This is a genomic window from Paracoccus sulfuroxidans, from assembly GCF_007830335.1.
In the GTDB taxonomy this organism is placed as follows: Bacteria; Pseudomonadota; Alphaproteobacteria; order Rhodobacterales; family Rhodobacteraceae; genus Paracoccus; species Paracoccus sulfuroxidans.
Genome location: NZ_VLKU01000013.1, coordinates 96,676 through 113,153, shown reverse-complemented (window position 1 = coordinate 113,153; position 16,478 = coordinate 96,676). Strand labels below are relative to the sequence as shown.

The 16,478-nt window shown below is 61.5% G+C and carries 23 protein-coding genes; 3 read left to right on the top strand and 20 right to left on the bottom strand.

Going from position 1 to position 16,478, the window contains the following annotated elements; genetic code table 11:
* The first annotated feature begins 171 nt into the window (after positions 1–171).
* Both IQ24_RS17840 and IQ24_RS17835 read left to right on the top strand, forming a co-directional pair.
* Complete coding sequence (locus tag IQ24_RS17840) at positions 172–723, top strand: hypothetical protein (protein ID WP_145396112.1); 552 nt, start codon at positions 172–174, stop codon at positions 721–723.
* Positions 720–923: a hypothetical protein gene (locus IQ24_RS17835; RefSeq protein ID WP_145399639.1), complete on the top strand. Its 204-nt coding sequence runs from the start codon at positions 720–722 to the stop codon at positions 921–923. The genes IQ24_RS17840 and IQ24_RS17835 overlap by 4 nt, the downstream gene beginning before the upstream one ends.
* A gap of 579 nt (positions 924–1,502) precedes the next feature.
* On the opposite strand, the gene IQ24_RS17830 is transcribed toward IQ24_RS17835, so the two are convergent.
* Entirely contained in the window at positions 1,503–1,751 is a 249-nt protein-coding gene (locus IQ24_RS17830) for a hypothetical protein (protein ID WP_145399638.1), read from the bottom strand.
* Positions 1,748–2,023, bottom strand: a complete 276-nt coding sequence (locus IQ24_RS17825) for a hypothetical protein (protein ID WP_158637562.1) — start codon at positions 2,021–2,023, stop codon at positions 1,748–1,750. The genes IQ24_RS17830 and IQ24_RS17825 overlap by 4 nt, the downstream gene beginning before the upstream one ends.
* A 217-nt stretch (positions 2,024–2,240) precedes the next feature.
* Here IQ24_RS17825 and IQ24_RS17820 point away from each other — a divergent pair, with 217 nt between their 5' ends.
* A complete protein-coding gene (locus IQ24_RS17820) occupies positions 2,241–3,206 on the top strand; it encodes a DUF6236 family protein (protein WP_145399636.1) in 966 nt (321 codons plus the stop codon).
* Positions 3,207–3,354: 148 nt separating this feature from the next.
* Here the strand turns inward: IQ24_RS17820 and IQ24_RS17815 are convergent, their stop codons facing one another.
* The 18 genes from IQ24_RS17815 to IQ24_RS17730 form a co-directional block, all read right to left on the bottom strand.
* Positions 3,355–3,972 carry an SOS response-associated peptidase gene (locus IQ24_RS17815; RefSeq protein WP_145399635.1) on the bottom strand — a complete coding sequence of 206 codons (618 nt, stop codon included), beginning with the start codon at positions 3,970–3,972 and terminating at the stop codon, positions 3,355–3,357.
* Between the two features lie 52 nt (positions 3,973–4,024).
* A complete protein-coding gene (locus IQ24_RS17810; protein WP_145399634.1) occupies positions 4,025–4,432 on the bottom strand; it encodes a BLUF domain-containing protein in 408 nt (135 codons plus the stop codon).
* Between the two features lie 97 nt (positions 4,433–4,529).
* Entirely contained in the window at positions 4,530–4,760 is a 231-nt protein-coding gene (locus IQ24_RS17805) for a hypothetical protein (protein ID WP_145399633.1), read from the bottom strand.
* 218 nt (positions 4,761–4,978) lie between these two features.
* On the bottom strand, positions 4,979–5,215 hold the full coding sequence (locus IQ24_RS17800) for a Pam3-gp28 family putative phage holin (protein ID WP_145399632.1): 237 nt from the start codon (positions 5,213–5,215) through the stop codon (positions 4,979–4,981).
* 1 nt (position 5,216) lies between these two features.
* Positions 5,217–5,756 (bottom strand): lysozyme, encoded by a 540-nt coding sequence (locus tag IQ24_RS17795; RefSeq protein WP_145399631.1) that lies wholly within the window; start codon positions 5,754–5,756, stop codon positions 5,217–5,219.
* A gap of 109 nt (positions 5,757–5,865) precedes the next feature.
* On the bottom strand, positions 5,866–6,162 hold the full coding sequence (locus tag IQ24_RS17790; protein ID WP_145399630.1) for a hypothetical protein: 297 nt from the start codon (positions 6,160–6,162) through the stop codon (positions 5,866–5,868).
* The gene (locus IQ24_RS17785; protein WP_145399629.1) at positions 6,159–6,512 is read right to left on the bottom strand and encodes a hypothetical protein; all 354 of its coding nucleotides are present in this window, start codon (positions 6,510–6,512) and stop codon (positions 6,159–6,161) included. Before IQ24_RS17785 ends, IQ24_RS17790 begins: the two co-directional genes overlap by 4 nt.
* Positions 6,509–7,276 (bottom strand): hypothetical protein, encoded by a 768-nt coding sequence (locus IQ24_RS17780; protein WP_145399628.1) that lies wholly within the window; start codon positions 7,274–7,276, stop codon positions 6,509–6,511. Before IQ24_RS17780 ends, IQ24_RS17785 begins: the two co-directional genes overlap by 4 nt.
* A gap of 11 nt (positions 7,277–7,287) precedes the next feature.
* Positions 7,288–7,713 carry a collagen-like domain-containing protein gene (locus IQ24_RS17775; protein WP_145399627.1) on the bottom strand — a complete coding sequence of 142 codons (426 nt, stop codon included), beginning with the start codon at positions 7,711–7,713 and terminating at the stop codon, positions 7,288–7,290.
* Positions 7,713–8,000, bottom strand: coding sequence for a hypothetical protein (locus IQ24_RS17770; RefSeq protein ID WP_145399626.1), 288 nt, complete (start codon positions 7,998–8,000; stop codon positions 7,713–7,715). The genes IQ24_RS17775 and IQ24_RS17770 overlap by 1 nt, the downstream gene beginning before the upstream one ends.
* 80 nt (positions 8,001–8,080) lie before the next feature.
* Positions 8,081–9,841: a hypothetical protein gene (locus IQ24_RS17765; protein WP_145399625.1), complete on the bottom strand. Its 1,761-nt coding sequence runs from the start codon at positions 9,839–9,841 to the stop codon at positions 8,081–8,083.
* Between the two features lie 17 nt (positions 9,842–9,858).
* Positions 9,859–11,154, bottom strand: coding sequence for a phage tail protein (locus IQ24_RS17760; RefSeq protein WP_145399624.1), 1,296 nt, complete (start codon positions 11,152–11,154; stop codon positions 9,859–9,861).
* A gap of 3 nt (positions 11,155–11,157) precedes the next feature.
* Positions 11,158–11,967, bottom strand: a complete 810-nt coding sequence (locus tag IQ24_RS17755; protein ID WP_145399623.1) for a hypothetical protein — start codon at positions 11,965–11,967, stop codon at positions 11,158–11,160.
* Positions 11,964–12,362 carry a hypothetical protein gene (locus IQ24_RS17750; RefSeq protein WP_145399622.1) on the bottom strand — a complete coding sequence of 133 codons (399 nt, stop codon included), beginning with the start codon at positions 12,360–12,362 and terminating at the stop codon, positions 11,964–11,966. The genes IQ24_RS17755 and IQ24_RS17750 overlap by 4 nt, the downstream gene beginning before the upstream one ends.
* The gene (locus tag IQ24_RS17745) at positions 12,353–12,919 is read right to left on the bottom strand and encodes a hypothetical protein (RefSeq protein ID WP_145399621.1); all 567 of its coding nucleotides are present in this window, start codon (positions 12,917–12,919) and stop codon (positions 12,353–12,355) included. Before IQ24_RS17745 ends, IQ24_RS17750 begins: the two co-directional genes overlap by 10 nt.
* Positions 12,919–13,590, bottom strand: coding sequence for a hypothetical protein (locus IQ24_RS17740; protein WP_145399620.1), 672 nt, complete (start codon positions 13,588–13,590; stop codon positions 12,919–12,921). The genes IQ24_RS17745 and IQ24_RS17740 overlap by 1 nt, the downstream gene beginning before the upstream one ends.
* Positions 13,590–15,920, bottom strand: a complete 2,331-nt coding sequence (locus IQ24_RS17735) for a hypothetical protein (protein ID WP_145399619.1) — start codon at positions 15,918–15,920, stop codon at positions 13,590–13,592. The genes IQ24_RS17740 and IQ24_RS17735 overlap by 1 nt, the downstream gene beginning before the upstream one ends.
* 166 nt (positions 15,921–16,086) lie before the next feature.
* Complete coding sequence (locus tag IQ24_RS17730; protein WP_145399618.1) at positions 16,087–16,476, bottom strand: gene transfer agent family protein; 390 nt, start codon at positions 16,474–16,476, stop codon at positions 16,087–16,089.
* Positions 16,477–16,478 lie beyond the last annotated feature (2 nt).

Sequence of the window (16,478 nt, the reverse complement as noted above, 5' to 3'; positions counted from 1 at the left end):
TCGCCCGCCTCGACCAGCGCAAGGAGGCGGGCGCATGACGGAGTTCGCATATGGCTTTATTTTAGCCTCAACAATCTTCCTTCCGGTGCGCCTAACTTTAGGCGTATTCACGATCGCCTCATGGGACCGAAATGGTTTCAGGTGGGTGATGAAATGGAAAAGGTTTGACGAATGACCACCGCCTCAACCGCCACCCCCAAGCATGTAAGCGGCACGATCAGGACGCTGGAGTGGGTGCGCGCCGACTTGAGTTGCTGGGGCGAGAACGCTTCGGCTGGCCTGATAAAGTACAATCTCACATGGACCTACCGAGACGACCCGGAAGTGTGGTTCCGCGTGATCAGGTACCCGGACTGCAAGGTGATCTATGAAGGCGGCAACGAAGATGCGGCGTATGCAGCCGCTCAGGCCGATTACGAGGACCGCATCCTCGCCGCGATCCAGGCCGACCCCGAGCCGCAGCCGGTGGCGTGCAAAACGTGCAGCGACTTTGGCCTCCATGAGCACGCCCTCCAACCCTGCCGTGACTGCACCCAGTCCAGCGCGGGCACGGTGAGCGTCGAGGCGGCGGCGCGGGTCAAAATCGCGCTGAACGAAATCCGAGAATTGAACATGACGGCCACCGATGGGGACCGCCACCGATGGGCGAACTCCGATCTGATTGACCAGACTGTAACGGAGGGGCTTGTCGCCCTGCGCGCACTGGCGGGGGAGCGGGGATGAGCAGAGTATATCGCGACACGTTCACGGTCACGCGCAAGCCTGACGGGACATTCGAGGCCAAGCTACACGGCTACCCGTTCTATTACGCGGCCCCGACTGCGGAAGCCTGCATGCGGGAGGCCGGGCGCGCGATGGATCAAATGGCCGCGATGCGAGACAAGTTCGCGGTTGCTGTAGCCTCCGAAAGCCCCCACCCCTGACCCACGCGCCGGGCGGGATCACCGCGTGGGCGGCTTGGGCCTACTTCCACTCGCGAAGGTTCTTGCAATCGGAAGTAGAGGCGAGAGTTCGCGGATCGGGCGGACCGTCGACATAACCCTTGATCTCCTGTGGATCATCCGGCGCGAGAGCCCAAGCGATTGCCGCAACAACCAAGCCTATGATCCCGGCCCCCACGTAAATGGCCAGCGCCTGCCACCAAGCAAGTCCCAAAGCGGTTGCTAGGATTGAGCAAAAGGCACCGACAAGAAAACCTATAAGGACCAATGCCATGCAGATGCTCTGTCCGAGTGATTACAGGGAAGGGGAACATCTTGCTGTTGACGTGACGCGAACTATCCAATGACTTTATGCGTCTGTTAACCATTACGCTGAGTGGTGCAGGCGCGGCAACCACAACCTGAGCATGTACCTGACCAAACGGACAAGTAGCAAGATTCCGCCCCTCGGTATACACCCTAAGCGTGCAATAAGTGGTTCGCGGTTCAAGACGACCGACCGGATGGAGAAACGGTACAACTCCATCCGGTCAGTTTCTTCTTTGTTGGATTCTCGCAGCTTCAGCGCCTCTTTGGCTTGGTGAGAAGCACATCAGATGCCAGCTTCCTGATCATCCCCAGCCCCTCATCCAGCGTGTCGGCTAGGCCGCTCGATGCCGGATGTGTCTGGACCGCCCAGCTCCATTTATCCGGCCCATATGGCATCAGCACCACATGGACGCGCCCGACGACCAGACCGTCGCGCAGGACCACCCGATCCGTGTCACGGTCGCCGTCGGGCCATGTTGCAACGTGGGTCCAGCGGGTCATCGCCACAGCGGTGGCCCCAGCTGCGACAGCGCGCTGATCGGGTTGTCGGTTTTGCGCTGGCCGTTGATGATCAAGCAGGGGATCGTTATCACGATCTCACCGCGCGCCTTGCAGGTCCGGCAGCGCAGAGCGCGCTGAAGGTCGCCGATCCGGGTCGATGTTGTCGCAAGGGTGCGCAGTCGAAAGTCGCCCTGATAGACATAGGTCTTGCCGCAGCCCGTGCAGCGGATCTGCAAGGCCACGCCTTCAGCTATCAGATCTCGAATCGTCACGCCAGCCATGATGAGAACATAAGCGGAACATTGTGGGCGATCTAGAGGGTGCCTTCGCGGGACATAGCAGCTACTGCGAAGTTTCGAACCTATTCCGTCCTTCAGAACCTGGCAGGCGCCAGGTGGACGTCGGCTATTCGAAATGTCAGCTTGTGAAAAATATTGAAGCAGATATCGTCGCTCATTCCAGAGTTCAATGACAAGAAAGGACCGGGAGATGGGAAAGAGCCATTTCCGCAACACGACATTTTTAACCAATCCGTTCCAGAAGAACGCGCAATTTTGTCAATTGAATACAGGCACTGTTCCAAATGCCGGCACTTCCGTCTGGCCGGACAGTAGTTCTTTTGACTTTGAAATCAACAATTCCAATCGCGGCATAATACTCTCTAATCCCATGAGAATATCTGGAACATCAGTCAGTATCGAAAGCTCTGATTTGGACGCCAGCGAGTTGCGGAGAGCCCTTCTCTTTTGGGATGTGATTGCATGGCCGGCATCAAGCGGAATCTACATATGTGGTGGTCCCGATATAGACTTCCTACTGTCCGAAAAGCGCTTGATCAGGCCAAAATTTCATATGAACGGTGATGCTGCGACAGGCCTATCGATGGCTTTCAGCCAAACATTAAAGATCCTTGAGGGGAAGATGCCGGGGCAATGGATTATGTCCAATGGTGAAAGTTCGTTGAGCTTGAGCGGAAAAGACCTTCTCACAGACCGCGGCGTCCTCACAACCTTAAGCAACCTAATACCCATCCCCATGCACGACATGCCGTTGGAGGAAGTGCTGCGGTTCAGAGATGCCAGACTACCCGAGGTTTTGGCTTTACGAAGCGCACTAGACAGACTTTATCAGGACTGGATGAACTCTGAGGATAAAGAGCATCAACTTAAAATGGCAATAAACGATCTAGATATAGCCATCTCAGCTATGATTAAAGTTGCCAGAGAGAGCAAGAACCCCTTCACACTGTCGTCATGGGAAATGAGTTTCAGTTTCTCTGCGATCGATGCCTTTAAAGGATTCTTTGCAGGAAAAATCTTCGGATTAGATACGGCTTCGTCACTCTTGGCGGGCGCCGCTTCAACAATTTCTTTCAGTAAGGGCGTGGGGCTGAAGTCAGCAAAGAGCAACTCTCCTTTTACTTATATTTCGTCAATACATAATAAGCTTTTGTAGCAACTTCGCGCGCGATTGAGCCGCTGTTTTGCCCCGCACAGCGGCTCCACCAAGAAAATAGCAGGCCTCCCCTTTTAGCCAAGCCGTAAGACTACCCGCTTGCGCCGAGAGGCAGGAGGGAAGTCCGGTCCGGCTACAAGCGACAGCATTAGACAAGCTTCAACGTCCCATTGGCCAGCGAGCGTTGTAGCGCCTTCGCCTGATCCCAGGGGAGGTTCAGCCATGCGCCCCACTCATCGGGCGCCGTCAGGATCACCGGCATAGCCTTTGGATGGATCGCACCCACCTCGGCGTTGGGCGGACACGTCAGGAAGGCGAACAGGTCGTCGGTCGTCTCGCCGTCCTTTACCTTGCGGACTGAGGTCCAGCCCTGCGTCTGGATGCCCGCAAAAAAGATCGGTCCATCAGCAACAGGCGCGAACCAGACCGGCTTCTTGTCGCTACCAGGTTCCGAGAAGGCATCGAGCGGCACAAGGCAGCGATGCTCAGGACTGAGCCAGCGCCGCCAGTGTGGGCTGCCGACATTGCGGATGTTGGTCACGCCGCTGTCCCGTCCAGACGCGGGCAGATAGCGCGGCGGTGTCGGCATTCCCCATCGCGCCCGAGCCAGTTCCAAGCCATCGCCGCCGTGGCGGATGATCGGGGCCAACTGGTCAGGATAGACCTTGCCGGGCGCCAGGTTACCTGCGCTTTCCGCGACTTTGAGGCCGTCGAAAAGGTGTCGCATCGCTTCAACAGCGGTGGTCTGGTTGTACAGATTACACATGTTTACAGGCTACGCGCGCAGGTGCCGGTCGTTCAAGCGCAACTAAAGTGCGCTAAGGCAATAGCCTCGCTCGGTGTTCCAGAAACGCGAGGATCTCCTGCGGGTTTGGGTGCAGGAGAGACATGCCTGCTTCCGCTGCCCAGTCAAACAGGGATTCATCATCGAAATTCGAATACGCCATCGTCCAGTCGGCAAAACGACGATGCGTGGCGGGCTCAATGCTCAGGCATTCAACATTCGTGTGGCGGTGGTCGTCTTGGATGGACGCATAGACCGCTTCGACGCTGGCACGCGGCCCCTCCAGCCACTGGAAATATGCACCCGATTCTCGATGCAGAATGCCCGTAATGGCCTCGATCTGGTTTCGAGAGTTCGCGACTTCGAGCATAGCACGCTCTTCCGGGCTGCGCGCGGGCAAGATGCATTTGCTGCGATACAGAAGGCAATATAAGTCATCCATGTGCCGGTGACCCTATCTGGGGCATAGCCGAGCACAATGATTCCTTTGACAGCGACAGCACTTCTGTTCGATTAAGAACGCCGCGGCCGAAATTCGCTTAGGTCCGCTTTGGCCGCCGCAGCAGGTCCAGCAACTCGCGCATCGCCTCATCACTCAGATCCGCACAGGCGTGCGCCTCAGCGAGAGAAATGACAGCCTGATAGGCCTCTAATGGCAGCCAGCCCGCTTTCTCGGCAGACGCGATCAGAGCGACAAACCCGTCCTCCAGCGCCTCCTGCAGATCGAGATCGCGGTCGGGATAGCTGCCAAGGTGTCGAGGTGCGCGCATTCTGGCAGGCTAAACCCGCCGGGGCGATTAGCGCAATCGCCTTTTGCGTGTATTTCGCGGCCATCATTCGCCAAAACCACTACCCGGCCATAAAAAAAACCGCCCTCGGCGCGAACCGAGGGCGGACAATCATTGGTCGGATCGGGCACCAGCTTTGAAGCAGCACCAGAGAAGCATGCAGGCGATGGCGCTGACGCCGAATATAGCCGCCAGCCAGATCATGTTACCCCGCCGCGTTTCTTGGCCCAGAAGCGCCAGCCGACACCCGCAGCCGCCGTTGCGCCGCCGCCCAGCATGAGCGCCACAGCCGTCGCCAGAGCGTCAGCGACGTGTTTGCTGTCGAAGCAGTAATAGCCCAGATCGGCCGTGGACGTGATGATGCCAGCGCCAGCCAGCGCACCACCTCCGATCAGCAGGATGTAGCGGATGACGAGTGCGATTGCTCCCTTGAGCATGTCAGGCTCCTTTCAGGGCGTTGAGACAAAGTTTCTGCTCGGCGGCGCGGCGGTTGGTCAGGCCTTGGATTGCCTTGCCCCCAGCCTTGTTCCAGCGCGGCAGCTGGTTGCAGGCTCCCGGCCAGTCACCCGCGTTCGCCCGCTTGGCCAAGGTCGAGCCGCAGGCCGCGCCGGTGCCCACGTTGTAGGCCCAGCTGATAAGCGCGACCTGCACGCCCTCGGGCTGAAAGACGAGACTTGGAATGCAGGCGTTCAGCGGGAAGCGGTATTCAGACAGCGCCTGAAGCAGCATCTCATTGCATTCGGCGCTGGTGTAGCGGTCGCCAGGCTTTACGCCGCGCGTCTCGCCATAGCAAACCGTCCAGACCGGCGGGCTGGCGATGCGGTCGAGGTAAGCTTCGGCGCGCTCGCCCTCCCATGGCCCGACGAATGCCGCCGTGGCCGCGAGGATCGCCGCCGCGCCAGCCGTTCCCGCTGCCTTCTTGGGCGTCGAGAACAAGGATTTGAGCCACGCCCCAAGCGCAGCAAAGAATGCAGACATGTTTGCTCCATTGGAAAGAGCCCGCCCGAGGCGCTGACCTCGGCGGGTGGGGATCGGTGTTTCGCCTAGCGATTGCTGGGAAAAATGGCGCTGACCGCCTGGAGGGAGATCAGCGCCGCCAGTGCTTCCAGAGGTCGATAGCGTTCTTCGGATCATCGACCGCCAGCAGCAGCCAGCGCATAGCGCCCTCGGCGGTCAGCGTGACGATTGCCGCCGCGACCGGCTCCGGCACGCCCAGGACGGAGGCGGTGTAATCCGTCCCGACCCATGCCGCGCCGACAGCGACGGCAATGGTGGTGATGATCTTCACCGGGCCGAGCTGCGCCGTGGTCTTGATCTTGACGATCAGCGCGATAGCGACCGCAACCCAGAACTCGGGTGAGCGGAAGGAAGATGGATCGGTCATTGCGCCTCCTGCGCGTTGTGCCCGGAGGCGGGTTTGGAGCGCTTCGCCCATCCGACCACAGCGATGCACAGCGCCGACACGGCGGCCGCCATTGCCATAAGGGCGCTTCCAGCAGCGATCTGCCAGACGAACGCCGCGCCCAGCATGACGCCGCACCAGTCAAGCACGCTGTCCCATGCCAGAAGCCGCACGCGGGCCGCCTGCGCCAGCTCGAACGCGGTGTAGATTAGCGCCACCCACCAGCCGACCAGCGGCCAGAGCATCGCCCCGATAGCGAAGTGCGCCAGCAGCACGGCGGCCCAGACGTAGGGATCGCGGTGCGCGTCAGGGGTGAGAAGATAACGGATCATGCCACCACCAGCCCCGGATGCTTTTCCGCAAGACGGCGCCGGATAATGCCGATCGGTCGCGCCATCGCAGCCGATCCATCTGTGACCATCGGAACGATATCTCCGAGCCGTCCGGTGATGCCCGGCGAGGCCTGACCTATACCGATCCGGCTGACCGGGAAATTCGGCCAGGCAGGAGTTGCCACGCTGGCTTTTTGCACGCCGCCAACGAACAGCTTGATCGTCGAAGGCAGGATTTCCAACTCGATCAAATGCAGACCCTCGGCCATGTCAGGCCAAGCGAGGTTTGGCGCGGCAATGTTGCCGGAACCATCGTTGCGCTGTAGCAGGATCGCCTTTGTCAGACTATCGAAGCGGGCATTAGTATTGCCGACATTCCCGGCCACGATGTTGCCGAGGAAATATGTGATGCGGACAGGAAAGGTCAGGTTCGCAACAATGAAGCAGCGCGTTCCCATCAGATCCGGCGCGCCGGGAACGTTCAGGAAGTTCGCCCCAGTCAAGGCGAACATGCCACCACTGATCCTGATAGCTTCAGTTCCAGCAGGAGCGGCACCATAGGCTGCCCCGGCAGCACCAAGGTTCGGAACCGATGTGACTTCGCCAGATCCATTCACCCCAGCTTTGGCCGGGTCATAATGCGTCGGCACAAGTCCGGCTCCGAGGCCGTAAAGCGTTGAGATCGGGCGCAGCCAGCGCCGCCCCCCGGCCCAAAGCGCATCGACCTCCGAACCGGCCCAGATGCGATGGGCAGACATATCCAAGAGGCCCGCCATCACGCGCCCGCTGGCTTATAGGTGATGATGTCGTTGGGGTGCTGCGCGACGGCGGCCTGCGCGGCGGCGAAATCGGTGTAGCTGCGCACCGTCGCCGACGTTCCGGGTGCTCCAGGGTCGCCTTTCTCACCTTTCGCTCCCTGAAGGCCGCGCTCTCCCTGCAAGCCGGGGTCTCCAGGGTCGCCTTTCTCACCAGACAACCCACGCTCGCCGGGATCGCCCTTGAGCCCTTGCAGGCCGCGCTCGCCGGGATCGCCCTTTTCGCCCGGCATGCCCTGCGCGCCATCGTCACCGCGCGGAATGCTCAGCACCCCGCCCTCATAGGTCACGTCCGAGCCCGGCGCGCCGGTGGCCAGCGTCACGGTCGACATGTCGAGCGCGCCCGCAGGTCCGCGAAACCCGATGGTCGTTTTCACGATCTGCATCAGCAGCCCCCTTCGATGTTGAGAAAGATCGAACCGGGCGGCTGCGGGCCGTCCTGATCGATGTAGTAGAAGCTGGCCGGGTAGAGCCGGGGCGGCAGGTCGAGGGTCGAGAGATCAACTTCGAAGCCCTCCGCGACCTGCACCCCGTGCCGCACGATGCACTGTCCGGCGGCGGCAATCCGCAGCTCCATGCTCAGCCCGGTCAGGTCCGGCATCGTGCCGTCGACCTGCTCCGGCGCAAAGACCAGTCGCCCGACCGTGCCGAGGCGGTATTTGATGGTGGTCATGGTGTATGGCTCCAGCGCATAAAAAATCCCGCCTTAGGCGGGGCGGTATCCCTGTCTTTCAGGGTCAATGAAGCATTGGACTATGTCAGGCTGAACGTGTGCTTTACGTCATTCACCCCGGTCCCGATCTGGAACGCATTTGCTGTTGGGCTGTAGCGAATCCAGCACCCCGTTGCGCCAGCCCCAGATAGGCTGACCTTGGTGTTGGCAGGAAGCGCCAGCGAGGCAACATCGAACGCGCCCTCGATCACCTGTCCAAATGAGCCAGAGCCGCGCACATAGATTTGCGTGTCAGGCCCGATATCCGAGCTGTTGATGACCACGTAATCGGTGCTGGCGTTCCAACTCATTTCGGTTGAAGCATGCGTCATGCTCACGCCTTCCAGAACACAGCGCATATTGGGGGCGGTCGCGCCGATGTGTATCTTGTCGCGTCCAGCGTTGGGCGTGTAGGCCGCGTTGTCCCGGAACGTCACCCCGGTCAGGACAACCGAGCCGTAGCCCGCCGAGGCGTGCTGACCGACTGTGACGAAATGATCGGGACGGCCCAGGGTGCCAAAGAAATTCCAGCCTTGCAGGTCGAGCGTCCAGCGTTCCGCCGAAGTGCCGTCCGTATAGGCATAGACGACACCTGTTCCAGCATTGCCGGTAATGGTGCGCCCGCAATCCTCAGACGATCCGCGCATGCGAAGGGTGCCAGCCGGGTTGATAAACCACACGCCGCCGCGTGACGTATTGTGGACCCCGCCGCCAGCAACATCCACATCCCCGCACCGTTCGACGTGCATATCGAGCGTGATGCCGCGAATGGTGTCAGCGATCATGCCGTAGCGTTTGCACATGCCGAGGTCGCCCGAGAAGTGGTTTTCGTTGCAGCCCGAAACACCCCAATCGCCGCCGAAGTGTCCCTCTTTGCGTAGATACACGCCGATGTTGCAGTATTCGGCGCGGGTGTGGAATTTGCTGATGAGGACGGCCTCGCAATCAAGACCGACATTCAGGTTGCGGAACTGCACGTTGAAGTCGGAGCGGGCGATGCCAGTGAGGCGCATACCTGTGCCAACACCCGCCGTCGCCGCCTCCATTCGGAACCCGAAGCATTCCACGCCAGAAGCAAACGACCCGGTCGGACCTTCGAGATAAATGCCGGCCTCTGCGTGGCCCACCACAACCGTAGTGTTTCCGCACACAGACCCGACGATTGCGAATGCCCGGCCAAGCGCACCACCCGCGTTCAGCTTACGGTGGACGGTGCCATTCAAGAGGATGCGGCCACGGGGCAGAACAACAGTGCCGCCCTGAGGCCCAGGAGCGCGATTAACGGCCTGCTGGAATGCTGCCGTGCAATCGACCGCGCCAGTGGTATCCACGCCCCACGCGGCCAGCAGGATCAGACCGTCAGCGCTCGGCAGGACACGAAGCATGACCCCGCCTGCGGTTGCCAGGTCCGGGTCGCTCGATACGACCTGATAGCTGAATTTTTCAGCGCGAGTAGCAAACACAGTCCCCGTTGGGTATCCGGTGCCAGTGTGGGCAAGCAGCTCAGGGAGGCTCGCCGCATAAAAGGTTGCACCGTAAATATCCGCAACCGCGTCGAGGGCCGCTTCTACCGCATCCGTTGCGGCTTGAGCCGCCCCCCAAATCCCGCCCAATGCTTCGCGGATGTCGCCTTTCGACGGATGATGCGTCCCAGAGCGCGGGTCACCGACCGGTAGCGGATGGCCGACAGGTTGGCCGGGAAGGCCATCGCCGGTGTAGCGCACAAAGTCGCGGAACACCTCGTTGACGGTTTTCGGCATGTTTACCTCACAGGAAAGACCCGCCTGAAGCGGGGTCGTCATTCAGATTGTCGGGAGGATCAGAGGGCGACTGAAACAGGCCCGGCATAGCCGGACGGGACGCGGGACTCGTTAAGGGCGCGGACCCAGTAATACCGTGACCCCGTGCCCGACACCGGCGTGGTGGTGTTGGAGGGCTGACCCGCAACGCCGTTGACTTCCTTCAGCAGCGTGGCGCCGGCCAGATTATTTGCCGTGTTGTGCCAGATCTGCACGCGGGCAAAGTTCATGATGGGATTGACCCAGTCCAGATACACTGTCGATCCGGTCAGCATGGCGCTGAAGTTCGTGGGCGCGGCAGGTGCTGAGGGGTTCGCGACCACGGCGACCGAACCGGCCTTGACCCATGTCGTATAGCGCCGCCATTGCAGGCGCACGGTATAGGTCACGCCGTCGTCCAGGATGCCCGTTTCCGCGCGCAGCCGCCCGCCTGGCATCTCAACCCATGCGGGCTGCGGATCGGGCCAAGGCCCGGTTGCCGAGATGCCGCCTCGGGCCACCTGTGCGCGCAGATGCAGATCCTCGCGCCCCGGATTAGCCACGGTCACCACCAGTTTCGCACCCTTCACGTCGCCCGACACCATGACCGCCTCCTGCGTCAGGCTGATGCCGGTGATCGGCGGCGCGTCCCGGTCGGGCAGCAGGATCTCATCGATGCCCGGCGGAAGCGGTTTTTCTTCTGCCACCGTCCAGCCGTAGGGATTGGCGATGCTGGCAATACCGATCTCGCAAAACCCATCCGGCACGCTGAACACATGGGAGGTCACCTCGAACACGCCGTGGAGGCCGAATTCCTCGGCCACGATGCGGATGGTGTGAATGCCGTCCCCCTTCGGAAATCGCGCCTTCATACCCACCAGATTGGTGCGGATCGTCCCGATCTGCGCGCGGCGGTCCTTTGCGGCCTTGATCTTGATCAGCCGCTGCATCTGCCCTGAGCTGGGGCACATCTCGATATCGACCTGCTCGACCCGCTCGGGCTGGGTCAGCAACGCCACCTCATCGCGCCATTCCGCGACCTCGGTAGGCTGGTAGGCATGGGCCGGGCTGACAAAGCTGCCCTTCAGCACGTTATAATCCGTGAACGGGTCAAAGCCGTCCTGCATCTCGATATGCAGGATGTCGTCCGCCGTGATCGTCACGTCAGGCTCTGACCACGCCCCGCCGAGAATGCCGATCTTGCCCTCTGCCGTCTCATAGATCTGGCCGTCGCAGGCCATCAGCATCCGGCCCGTCACCTCCTTCAGCGGCTCATCCAGCGAGTAATAGCCGCAGACCCGATAGCGCGGCTCGGTCCCGCCAGCAGACAGCGGCACAGCCTAATTGCAACGGTTGACGAAGCTTTGCCACGACGCGGTATCCAGCCGCGCCAGCGCGATGCCCCAGCCGTCCCGATGCGTCATCAGATCGCGGATGCAGAGGCCCGCGTTCTCGGAGTAGATGCTGGCTCCGGCCATGTTCTGCACGCGGACGCCGCGATATTCGACCTGCAGGACCGTGCTGGGGCCCTTGGGAAACTCCTTGATGAAATCCTCATCCGAGGGATCGCCAAACACCGCATAGAATGTCGCCTGCCCCTGCAGCCGGTGCGCCGTCGTCCACAGCGTCGGAAATGACTGGTGCAAATCCTGCCAATCGCGCGCCAATCCAGGAACACTCGGATCGAACGCGCCGCGATAGTCCCCGCCCGCGCCGGAGCCGTTCTTGAAGAACAGGGCGTGATAGCGCTTTCCCGTCACCCGGCCGCCGCCATCGACGCTGGCCCCATGCCCGTCCGTGGTGACCTTCTCACCGTCGATCCAAAACCGGATCAGGCCATCTACCTCGCCGTGGTTGAACACGACCAGCTGATGCAGCCTGCCGTCCTTTGCCTCGAAGAACACGCGCAGGCCGCCCGCCAGGTTGCGGCCATAGGAGCGGATGCGCGCCCGGTCGGTCTCGGTCATGGTGGCCATGACCTGCGCGCGGGGCAGAGAACGCCGCGTCAGTGCCATCGAGCCGAGCGACCACAGCGCCGCGCGGCCGGTGGCAATGATGGCTGCCGAGACTGCAGGCGACAGGCCCGCAATCGTGACAGCGCCCCACCCTGCCCCGGCTGGCAGCATGGCAATGATAGCGGTGAAAATCATGCCTTGATCCAAGCCCTTTCAGCCAAGCGATACCCGAGACGGGACAGGTCCGGGCCCGAGGCGCCGGTCGACAGCTGGATCAGCCGCGCACCGCGCGCGACCGCCCAATTCTCAAAGGTGCGCAGCAGCGCGAGCCCCGAGCGGTCGCGAGCGAACCAGCCCTGTTCACAGGCAATCGGCTCGGGATTGATGACAGTGGCGCGCAGCGCGCCCGCGATGAAGCCGCCGGGGCTGACCCAGACGGCGCCGTCGGGATCCGCGATCAATCCGGCGACCGTGCGCGCTGTCCATGTGCGATCGACCGTGATCGGCCCATCGACCGCCGCCCGCAGGTCCTCGATCATGTCGACGATGCGCAGCACATCGCCCATATCGGCCAGCCGGATCACCGCCACCTGGTCTCGTACCCCTGTGTGTAGAGCGGCAGACGCTCAAAGCCTCGGTCCGCCCCATAGCGCGCCCGTTGGTCAGCATCGGTCCAGCGACCACGCGGCGGCGCGTTGCGGCGGTAGAACAGACCCTCGGCCTCAATGGTGAGCGTGCGTTGATCCGGGCCGCTTGCCGACCATGGCATGCGCTGCATGGTCCCGGAATAGAGCGCCATCGGCGACCCCAAGGGCAGATGACCGGCCAACAGCTGCAGATAGACCGTGACAGCCCGGTCCCGCACGCGGTCCTTGGCGTTCAGCGCCAAAGCCAGCATCTCGGGCGTTGCCGCGACAGTGAAGGTCACCTGCTCTGCCGACACCTGATAGGTCGAATTGATCTGGCTAACGCCGATCAGATCGCCCAGCCCCTGCCAGCGGAAGCCACCCGCGTCCAGGTCACCGAAACCGGACCACCAGCGCTGTGGTGAATCCTTGAAATCCATATGCACCAGCACCGCCTGACCGATCTCGCCCCGGCGCAGTTGCTCATCGGGGACGGCCAGCAGATCCTCACGCGCGCCCATCAGATCGCCTCGACGAAATTGACGCTGACGACCGGCAGCACATCAAGCGACTGGTCAAACAGCCCCTCGTCCTCGCTGGCGAACCGCATGCGGCAGACCGGGCGGCCAAGCTCCAGCCGTTGGCCGAGAAAGACCGCTTCACGCAAAGGCGGCTGGAACATGATCCGATGCACCCCGGCAGACGGCTGCCAGTGCGCCTGCACGCGGTAGAGCCGTTCGCCGATGGAAAAGAACTGACCCGGGCGCAGACCGGTCGAATTGGTCAGCGTCACATCCATCTGCGTGGCGCGCAGTGCTGCCGGGGCCGCGACGTTCATGTGGGCAACCACCGTATTGTTGAACCCGAAGTGCTCCCATGTCTGCGCATCCGCCAGATTGGCGGTGGTGCAGAACGCCAGATTGTGCCCATCGCGGTCGAGCGGGCGATAGCGCGAGCGCACCGGAACCAGCGTTGTCCCGATACGGCCTTCCATCTGCGCCAGAAAGGCTTGCCATTGCAGCACTATAGCCTCGCCCTTGATCGCAAAGCTCATGGTGGCAGTCCAGCGGCCGCGCGGAACCGGGACAACCGTCTCGGCCCCGCTGATGGACTGCTGCGGCTCCAGAGACTGGCCGGTCAGGTTGAACGTCACCGATTGCCACATGGCACGGTGCGGAAATGTCACCTGCATCAGCGCACCCTCCGCTGATAGTCGTCCATGGTAGCTGGAACCTGTGACAGGATCTGACGCCCGGCTGCCGCGATCTTGCGATCAAGCTCCCGATCTCCGGTGGTGCCGCGCAGGTCGATGGTCATATTCATGTTGTTGCCTCCACCAGACATGCTTTGCCCGCGCGTGTGATCCAAGACTGTCTCATTCGGGTGCAGGATGGCCGGGAACCCGCCCTTGCCGTCGATGCCGCCTGACCGGGAACCACGACCTGTGAATCCGCCGCCGTCAAAGCTGGGGGTCGCCGCCTTGGTTCCGCCGAAAGCGGAGGAGAGGAGCTTGCCCCAGAACCCGCCGCCGCCAGCGCCACCGAAAGCCGACATCAGTGCTTGCTGAATCCCGGCATTCAGGATGTTCGCCGCGATCTGTCGGAAGATCCCTGCCATACTGTCGCGCAGGCTCTCGCCCTGCAGGATGGCATTGCTGAAGGCATTCGCGATCCCGTCAATGGCCTGATCGAATTGATCTTGAGCGAGCTGGCCCTGCTCCAGTTCAGAGGTCAGCCGACCAACTGCCTCTGCCTGCGAACGGATCCTGGCGCTGAGTTCATCGTTGATCGGGATGCCGCGCCTTTTGGCTTCATCCAGCATCGCCCATTCAGCGCGCAGCTTGGCCGTCTCAAGAGTGCCTTTGCCCAGCAGATCGATCTGGCGCTGAAGGTCGGCCAGCTGTTTTTCGGCGTTATCGAAAAGTCCCGGTTCTTCGCGCATCGCCGCGCCGCCGCCACCGCCTCGCTTGCGACCGCCACCCCCGCCAGAACCGCCTGCTGACGCAATGGCTTTCAGCTTGGTCTGCGTTTCTTCCTCGATCCGGGCGATGTCTTTCGCGCCTTGGACATAGACCTCTCGCCGCGCATTCACATCCTCTTGCGCTGCCTTTGTGAGCGGTCCTTGCATGCCGCCGCTGGCCGCATCAAAGGTGCTGTCGAAATCCACTCCTGCCAGCGCGCCCGCCTTGCCGACGTTGTCACCGGCAAATTCCTTGGCGATCTCTGCACGACGCATGGCCTGTGCCTGACGCCCCTCCAGTGAGGCAACCGCCGCCATCGCACTGGTGAGCGCGGAAACGAGCGCGGAAGCACCAGCGATGGCATTGGAGAAGTCGATCCCCGCCACGTTGGCGGCGATACGGCTAGCCGCGTCCCCTGCCTCTTCCATGCTGATGGACAGCTGTTCCGAACTTTTGGCCAGCTCGTAGCTTTTCGCGGCGGCTTCGGTCGCCGCCTGCGCCATATTGCGCTGCTCCTTTGTGGCCTCGCCCGACCTTTGAACAGAGTCATAGAGAAGCCGAGATATCTGATCCATCAGCCTCGCTTTTTCCGCAACATTCTGCGTCGACTGCGCATCCGTCATGAGGCGGGTGAATTCTCTGGCTTCATCTACTGCCAGACCGAACTGTTCCTTCATCTGGATGGCGATGTTCTCTTCGGTGCCCGGAGAAACCATTCCGAACTGCTGCAACTCACTATCGAGGATGTTCAAATACGATTGGATGTCATTGAAGTTTTTGGACAACGACACGATAGCGCCATCCACGGCAGCAACCGCATCGATGTATTGCAGGCGCGCCATGCGGTCGAAAAGACCCTGCGCAGCAGCAGTTGCCGTGCCGAATTTGGCCGCGAGATCCTGCGCAGAGGCTCCCGAGTCACTTGCCGCAGCATTATAAGCACTCACCGCTTTCTCAAGCTCATCGAGGTTGGTTTGAAGCTCCTTCGCCGCATCCCCTGTCGACATGAACGATGCCGCCAAGGGCACGCCGACCGCCACGACCGCGCCGATGACAGCGCCTAGTGCGCCAAGGCCACCCAGAAGCTGTGGTAGCTGCTGCCCGAGTGCCGTCGATGCTGCCGTGCCAGCCGCAACCTGGACGGCAAAGTCCTGGATCTGAAACGACACGTTCTGGATCTGGCCGCGCATGCTTCCTGCACTGCGCCCTACCCTTTCTGTCGCGTCATCCAAGCCCTTGAACTTTGCAGCGGCCTGCACCACGGCAGCGGTGTATTGCTGTTGTGAAATCGCTCCCACGTCCAGCGCGCGGTCGAGCCGCTTGACCTGATCCTCGTATTTCTTCGCAGCAGCATAAACCGGATCATAGGCCTTCTTCAGCTTGTCGAGTTCCCGCATATGTGCGGCGACCGCCTGCGTATCGGTGACCTTCCCCTGCGCATCGACAAATGCCTTTTGTGCATCCTCTCCGGCCTTACGGAACTTCGCGACAACCTGATTGACCTCGCGCACCAAGCGCGCATCGGAAAACCCGGCTTCTATGACAAGATCAGGTTCGGCCATTACTCAACCTCAATGCCTAGTTCTCGCATGCGTTCGATGCTCATTTTTCGGGGGGCGTTCTGGGACGGTCCCGCGCCATTCGCGCGGGCATATCCGTCGAGGCAGGCCATGAACTGCCAGCGGGACATCCGGCCCACCTGTTCCGGGTCAAAGCCCATGGCCCCGCCTATGGCGTAGAAGGTGCTGAACCGCCACTTTCCGTTTGGTTGGGGGCTGCCGGTGTCGGCTCCGGCTCCGACTCCCCCACCTGGTCGTCGGGGGGGCCGTAAAGAGCTGCGGCAAGAATCTGCATCGCAGGGACTTTGAACTGGACGTAAGGGCCGTATTCAAACAGTCCGCCTACGACTTTCAGCGCCGCAACGTGCTGCATCCCGCCACCGATCAGGCCGAAGCGGATGATCTCGCGCAGATGGGCAACATTCCACTCTCCGGTTTGCAGCCTCATCAGCAGAAGTTCAGGACCGAAGTCTGTTTTGGCTTGCAGCCCCTCCAGCTCACCGATGCGAAGGCGGCATGGGTATTCCACGCCGCCGATCGTGACGATAGTCGGCTCCATCG

What these genes read in the sequence shown, in the direction of transcription:
- IQ24_RS17740 (WP_145399620.1), bottom strand. Translation starts at nt 13,590, where the DNA reads ATGCAGGTGACATTTCCGCACCGTGCCATGTGGCAATCGGTGACGTTC.
- IQ24_RS17785 (WP_145399629.1), bottom strand. Translation starts at nt 6,512, where the DNA reads ATGATCCGTTATCTTCTCACCCCTGACGCGCACCGCGATCCCTACGTC.
- IQ24_RS17795 (WP_145399631.1), bottom strand. Translation starts at nt 5,756, where the DNA reads ATGTCTGCATTCTTTGCTGCGCTTGGGGCGTGGCTCAAATCCTTGTTC.
- IQ24_RS17790 (WP_145399630.1), bottom strand. Translation starts at nt 6,162, where the DNA reads ATGACCGATCCATCTTCCTTCCGCTCACCCGAGTTCTGGGTTGCGGTC.
- IQ24_RS17755 (WP_145399623.1), bottom strand. Translation starts at nt 11,967, where the DNA reads ATGATTTTCACCGCTATCATTGCCATGCTGCCAGCCGGGGCAGGGTGG.
- IQ24_RS17800 (WP_145399632.1), bottom strand. Translation starts at nt 5,215, where the DNA reads ATGCTCAAGGGAGCAATCGCACTCGTCATCCGCTACATCCTGCTGATC.
- IQ24_RS17820 (WP_145399636.1), top strand. Translation starts at nt 2,241, where the DNA reads ATGGGAAAGAGCCATTTCCGCAACACGACATTTTTAACCAATCCGTTC.
- IQ24_RS17810 (WP_145399634.1), bottom strand. Translation starts at nt 4,432, where the DNA reads ATGGATGACTTATATTGCCTTCTGTATCGCAGCAAATGCATCTTGCCC.
- IQ24_RS17805 (WP_145399633.1), bottom strand. Translation starts at nt 4,760, where the DNA reads ATGCGCGCACCTCGACACCTTGGCAGCTATCCCGACCGCGATCTCGAT.
- IQ24_RS17835 (WP_145399639.1), top strand. Translation starts at nt 720, where the DNA reads ATGAGCAGAGTATATCGCGACACGTTCACGGTCACGCGCAAGCCTGAC.
- IQ24_RS17765 (WP_145399625.1), bottom strand. Translation starts at nt 9,841, where the DNA reads ATGACGACCCCGCTTCAGGCGGGTCTTTCCTGTGAGGTAAACATGCCG.
- IQ24_RS17770 (WP_145399626.1), bottom strand. Translation starts at nt 8,000, where the DNA reads ATGACCACCATCAAATACCGCCTCGGCACGGTCGGGCGACTGGTCTTT.
- IQ24_RS17735 (WP_145399619.1), bottom strand. Translation starts at nt 15,920, where the DNA reads ATGGCCGAACCTGATCTTGTCATAGAAGCCGGGTTTTCCGATGCGCGC.
- IQ24_RS17840 (WP_145396112.1), top strand. Translation starts at nt 172, where the DNA reads ATGACCACCGCCTCAACCGCCACCCCCAAGCATGTAAGCGGCACGATC.
- IQ24_RS17745 (WP_145399621.1), bottom strand. Translation starts at nt 12,919, where the DNA reads ATGGGCGCGCGTGAGGATCTGCTGGCCGTCCCCGATGAGCAACTGCGC.
- IQ24_RS17775 (WP_145399627.1), bottom strand. Translation starts at nt 7,713, where the DNA reads ATGCAGATCGTGAAAACGACCATCGGGTTTCGCGGACCTGCGGGCGCG.
- IQ24_RS17815 (WP_145399635.1), bottom strand. Translation starts at nt 3,972, where the DNA reads ATGTGTAATCTGTACAACCAGACCACCGCTGTTGAAGCGATGCGACAC.
- IQ24_RS17730 (WP_145399618.1), bottom strand. Translation starts at nt 16,476, where the DNA reads ATGGAGCCGACTATCGTCACGATCGGCGGCGTGGAATACCCATGCCGC.
- IQ24_RS17830 (WP_145399638.1), bottom strand. Translation starts at nt 1,751, where the DNA reads ATGACCCGCTGGACCCACGTTGCAACATGGCCCGACGGCGACCGTGAC.